Here is a 4959-nt window from a genome sequence, read left to right on the forward strand (position 1 = left end):
GCATCAGATCCACTCCCGCCGGAGGTACCCCGTGCCCGAGTTGCCCGAAGTAGAAGTCGTACGGCGGGGGCTGGAGCGCTGGGTGGCCGGGCGGACCGTCGAGGCCGTCGAGGTCCTGCATCCGCGGGCCGTTCGGCGGCATCCGGGCGGCGGGGCCGACTTCGCGGCGCGGCTGCGCGGGGAGACCATCGGAGTGCCGCAGCGGCGCGGGAAGTACCTGTGGCTGCCGCTGGAGGGCCGCGGCCTGTCCGTGCTCGGGCACCTCGGGATGAGCGGGCAGCTGCTGGTGCAGCCGCAGGGCTCCCCCGACGAGAAGCACCTGCGGATCCGGGTGCGCTTCGACGACGACGCCGGTACGGAACTGCGCTTCGTGGACCAGCGGACCTTCGGCGGCCTCTCGCTGCACGAGGTCGCCGCCGACAGCACCGACGGGCTGCCCGACGTGATCGCGCACATCGCGCGCGACCCCCTGGATCCGCTCTTCGACGAAGGTGCCTACCACCTCGCGCTCCGCGCCAAGCGGACCACCGTCAAGCGGGCGCTGCTGGACCAGTCCCTGATCAGCGGGGTGGGCAACATCTACGCGGACGAGGCGCTGTGGCGCGCCAGGCTGCACTACGAGCGCCCCACCGCCCACCTCACGCGCCCCCGGAGCACGGAACTTCTCGGCCATACCCGGGATGTCATGAACGCCGCCCTCGCGGTCGGCGGCACCAGTTTCGACAGCCTCTACGTCAACGTGAACGGGGAGTCGGGCTACTTCGATCGTTCGCTCGACGCCTACGGGCGCGAGGACGAACCCTGCCGGCGCTGCGGTACACCGATACGGCGCCGACCGTGGATGAACCGGTCGAGCTACTTCTGCCCGCGTTGTCAGCGGCCGCCGCGCGTGGCGTCGTAGGACTCACGGGCACCCAGCACCGCGGGCATGTTGCCCTCCAGACAGTGGATGAGCGCGAGCAGCCGGTCGGCGACCTCGGAGCCGAGCGGGGTCAGTTCGTAGTCGACGCGCGGCGGGTTGGTGGGCTGCGCCTCGCGGTTGACTATGCCGTCGCGCTCCAGCGCGTGGAGGGTCTGGGAGAGCATCTTCTCGCTGACGCCCTCCACGCGGCGGCGCAGTTCGTTGAAGCGGCACGGGCCTTCGCGCAGGGCGCCCACGGTGAGGCTGCCCCAGCGGCCCGTGACGTGCTCGAGGGTTTCCCGGGACGGGCAGGCGCGCGCGAAGACATCGAACGGTTGTCCGGCATCGGCGGCTTCGGTACAGGCGGGGGTCTCCATGTGCATCAGCGTACTACTGGGCAGCGCTAACCGAAGGGTTGCGCTTTCTAAAAGTTAGTGATTCTCTTTGTCTCGTCGCACCACGTCCTGTGTCGCGACGAGAGTTTTCCCGAGGGAGAGATCAGCCTTGTCCGCAATCACGCACACCCCCGTCGTCTCGATCGCCTACCACTCCGGCTACGGCCACACCGCCGTCGTCGCGGAAGCGGTCCGCAGCGGCGCCGCGGATGCCGGGGCGACCGTTCACCTGATCAAGGTCGACGAGATCGACGACGCCCAGTGGGAGCTGCTCGACGCCTCCGACGCGATCGTCTTCGGATCCCCGACGTACATGGGCACCGCCTCCGGCGCCTTCCACGTCTTCGCCGAGGCCTCCTCGAAGCGCTGGTTCGGCGACGCCTGGCAGGACAAGGTGGCGGCCGGATTCACGAACTCCGCGTCCAAGAGCGGCGACAAGCTGCACACCCTGCAGTTCTTCCAGATCCTGGCCGCGCAGCACGGCATGAGCTGGATCAACCTGGGCCTGAAGCCGGGCTGGAACTCCAGCACCGCCTCCGAGAACGACCTGAACCGTCTCGGTTTCTTCGCCGGCGCCGCCGCCCAGTCCAACTCCGACGAGGGCGCGGACGCGGTCCACAAGGCCGACATCGCGACCGCCGAGCACCTGGGCCGCCGCGTCGCCGAGCAGACCCGCATCGTCGTCGCGGGCCGCGCGGCCCTGGCAGCCGCCGCGCTCTGAGCCCCAGGGGGTGTCCTCAGAAACCGAAGTCCTGGGTCCACCAGGGGCCGCCGGCCGCGAGGTGGACGCCGACACCCAGGGTGCGGAACTCGCAGTTCAGGATGTTCGCCTTGTGGCCCGGGCTGTTCATCCAGGCTTTCATCACGGCCTCGGCGTCACCCTGGCCGCGAGCTATGTTCTCGCCGCCGAGGCCTGAGATCCCGGCCTTGGTGGCGCGGTCCCAGGGGGTGTTCCCCTCCGGGTCCTCGTGGCTGAAGAAGCCGCGGGTGGCCATGTCCAGGCTGAAGGCTCCGGCCAGGGTCGCGAGCGGCGGGTTGGCGCGGACCGGGCCGCACCCGGCCAGCGCGCGCTCCTGGTTCACGAGCGCGACGACGGCGGCCTCGTCCGCGGAGTGGCCGTCCAGGGGCGGGCGGGGCTCAGGGGTGGCCGACTTCGAGGGGGCCGCAGTGGGGGCCTGGCTCGTGGCGGGCGCCGGGGCGCTCGGCGCGGCCGGTGCGGCGGGGCTCGTGCGGGGAGCCTTGGGGGACGGGGCCTTGGTGGACGGGGTCTTGGGTGACGGGGCTTTGGGTGACGGGACCTTGGGTGACGGGGCCTTGGGGGACGGGACCTTGGCGGACGGGGCCGGCGGGGCCGGGGAGGAGGGTGCGGCGCTCGGCGCGGCGGACGGCGAGGCCGAGGCGCTCGGTGAGGGGCTCGGGGAGGCGGACGCCGAGGGGGCGGCCGAGGCCGACGGCTTCGGGGACGCGCTGCCGGAGCCGGTGCCCGCGGGGGCGCGGCCGGACAGGTTCACGAGGCCGTTCCGCTGCCGCAGCGTCGTGTCGGGGCCGGTCGAGGCCTTGGCTCCCGCCTCCGGGGCGGGGGAATCCGAACCGCTGACCCCCACATAGGGGAAGGAGCCGCCGACCGGGACCATGCCGGCGGTGACCGCCGCGGTGCCGAGGGCGACGGCCACCGAGACGCCCAGCAGGCCGGTGCGCAGAGCGGTGCCGCGCTTGCCGCCGCTGTGCGGCGCGGCGGGGAGTCGGTGACGGCCCATCGGAGCGTGCCTTCCTTGCCGGTTCAAGATCATCCCTTACCCACCCAAATGGGTGAGTTCATTGGTGCGCGACTGTACGCCATGGGGCAAGGGGGGTGATGTGTCCCCAAAGTGCTCGCCCGGTTAGCGTTCACGCATGAATGAAGATGTCCGTCTGACCGCCTGGGTGCGCGGTCGGGTGCAGGGAGTGGGCTTCCGCTGGTTCACCAGGGAGAACGCCCTGGAGATCGGGGGGGTCGTCGGCTTCGCGCTCAACCTCGACGACGGGCGAGTGCAGGTGGTCGCCGAAGGTCAACGTGAGAATTGCCACCGGCTGCTCGACTGGTTGCGCTCCTCCGACACGCCCGGGCGGGTGGACGGAGTGACAGAGATCTGGGGCACACCGCGCGGTGGCTACGACGGATTCGGGATGCGATGACCGATCGGCTGATCATGCACTCATCACACCCCTGACCGTCCGCACCCGGCCGGAACTGCGGATTCGTCCCCGACACGTTGCCGACGGGGGTGATCCGTGGAAGGCTCGGAGATGAGGATGATCTCCACACCCCTTGCAGGGGCCGGGGCGCCCGCGGATACGGGGCGTGATCGTGTTGACCGTCAAACTTTTTGGTGAGACGCTGGAAGCCCCGCGCACCTGAGCTGTTTGGCAGTGTTGGCAGTAGTAAGCGCAGTGACTGTCAGTCGCTGCCGGACATCCGCGGGTGCGATTCCCTCACGACCCACACCGCTTCGGTCGGTCACTCAGTGTGGAGGACCATCCATCATGGCAAAGGCGCTTCTCGGTTACGTCGGCGGTTCCGACCCGCGACTCCTCGCCGAGATGCGACGGCTTCAGCAGCGCGTCCAGGACCTCGAGTCCGAGCTCGTACGGATTCAGTCCGAAAATGACGCGCTGAACGCGGCCGCCGCTCAGCACGACGGAGACTCGCTGCTCGGCAGCATCGACATCGACGTACCCCAGGCGGAGCCTGCGCTCACCTGACCCGTGCTTCACTCGACGCTCGACTCCAGCCCCGCATGATCTGCAAGGGACGCTTCGGCGTCCCTTCTTTCTTTCCTCGTCCTCCGCCTCCTACGGCGCCCGCTCCCCGCGTTCCCTTTCCCCACGGCCGTGCCGCGGACCACAGGGCCAGGTGGGGGGCCTGATCCCATTGGCGTCAGTTGTGCCCAGCACCTTCATGGGTGAAACCGGACGCGAAAGGTAGAGTCCGGCGGCGTGCACCTCAAGTCCCTGACCCTGCGTGGCTTCAAATCCTTCGCGTCCGCCACCACCCTGCGCTTCGAGCCCGGAATCACCTGTGTCGTGGGCCCGAACGGCTCCGGGAAGTCCAATGTGGTGGACGCGCTGTCCTGGGTCATGGGGGAGCAGGGGGCCAAATCCCTGCGCGGCGGGAAGATGGAGGACGTCATCTTCGCCGGGACCACCGGGCGTCCGCCGCTCGGGCGCGCCGAGGTGTCCCTGACGATCGACAATTCCGACGGCGCGCTCCCCATCGACTACGCCGAAGTCACCATCACACGGATCATGTTCCGCGGCGGCAGCAGCGAGTACCAGATCAACGGTGACACCTGCCGCCTGCTCGACATCCAGGAGCTGCTCTCCGACTCGGGCATCGGCCGCGAGATGCACGTCATCGTCGGACAGGGCCGGCTGGACTCCGTACTGCACGCCGACCCCATGGGCCGCCGCGCCTTCATCGAGGAGGCGGCCGGCGTACTCAAGCACCGCAAGCGCAAGGAGAAGGCGCTGCGGAAGCTGGACGCCATGCAGGCCAACCTGGCCCGCGTCCAGGACCTCGGCGACGAGCTGCGGCGCCAGCTCAAGCCCCTGGGACGGCAGGCGGCGGTCGCCCGGCGGGCGGCCGTGATCCAGGCGGATCTGCGCGACGCGCGGCTGCGGCTG

At 70.1% G+C, this 4959-nt stretch carries 7 protein-coding genes; 5 read left to right on the forward strand and 2 right to left on the reverse strand.

Annotation, left to right across the window (positions count from 1 at the left end):
• Positions 1-31 precede the first annotated feature (31 nt).
• Positions 32-901, forward strand: coding sequence for a bifunctional DNA-formamidopyrimidine glycosylase/DNA-(apurinic or apyrimidinic site) lyase (mutM, locus tag ACWGIU_RS29660; protein WP_453710909.1), 870 nt, complete (start codon positions 32-34; stop codon positions 899-901).
• Here the strand turns inward: mutM and ACWGIU_RS29665 are convergent.
• The gene (locus ACWGIU_RS29665) at positions 874-1278 is read right to left on the reverse strand and encodes a winged helix-turn-helix transcriptional regulator (protein ID WP_453710903.1); all 405 of its coding nucleotides are present in this window, start codon (positions 1276-1278) and stop codon (positions 874-876) included. The two genes, mutM and ACWGIU_RS29665, sit on opposite strands and share 28 nt — an antisense overlap.
• 136 nt (positions 1279-1414) lie before the next feature.
• On the opposite strand from ACWGIU_RS29665, the gene ACWGIU_RS29670 reads away from it, so the two are divergent.
• Entirely contained in the window at positions 1415-2017 is a 603-nt protein-coding gene (locus ACWGIU_RS29670; protein ID WP_453710911.1) for a flavodoxin family protein, read from the forward strand.
• A gap of 16 nt (positions 2018-2033) precedes the next feature.
• On the opposite strand, the gene ACWGIU_RS29675 is transcribed toward ACWGIU_RS29670, so the two are convergent.
• Positions 2034-3053 (reverse strand): CAP domain-containing protein, encoded by a 1020-nt coding sequence (locus ACWGIU_RS29675; protein WP_453710905.1) that lies wholly within the window; start codon positions 3051-3053, stop codon positions 2034-2036.
• Between the two features lie 136 nt (positions 3054-3189).
• Here ACWGIU_RS29675 and ACWGIU_RS29680 point away from each other — a divergent pair, with 136 nt between their 5' ends.
• From ACWGIU_RS29680 to ACWGIU_RS29690, 3 genes are all read left to right on the forward strand, one after another.
• On the forward strand, positions 3190-3471 hold the full coding sequence (locus ACWGIU_RS29680; protein ID WP_030012523.1) for an acylphosphatase: 282 nt from the start codon (positions 3190-3192) through the stop codon (positions 3469-3471).
• Positions 3472-3819: 348 nt separating this feature from the next.
• Positions 3820-4038 carry a hypothetical protein gene (locus tag ACWGIU_RS29685; RefSeq protein ID WP_030012524.1) on the forward strand — a complete coding sequence of 73 codons (219 nt, stop codon included), beginning with the start codon at positions 3820-3822 and terminating at the stop codon, positions 4036-4038.
• A 234-nt stretch (positions 4039-4272) separates the two neighbouring features.
• Positions 4273-4959 (forward strand): chromosome segregation SMC family protein (locus ACWGIU_RS29690; RefSeq protein WP_453710907.1); only part of this gene is annotated, 687 nt, incomplete at its 3' end.

It is taken from the genome of Streptomyces sp. NPDC054840, assembly GCF_053611065.1.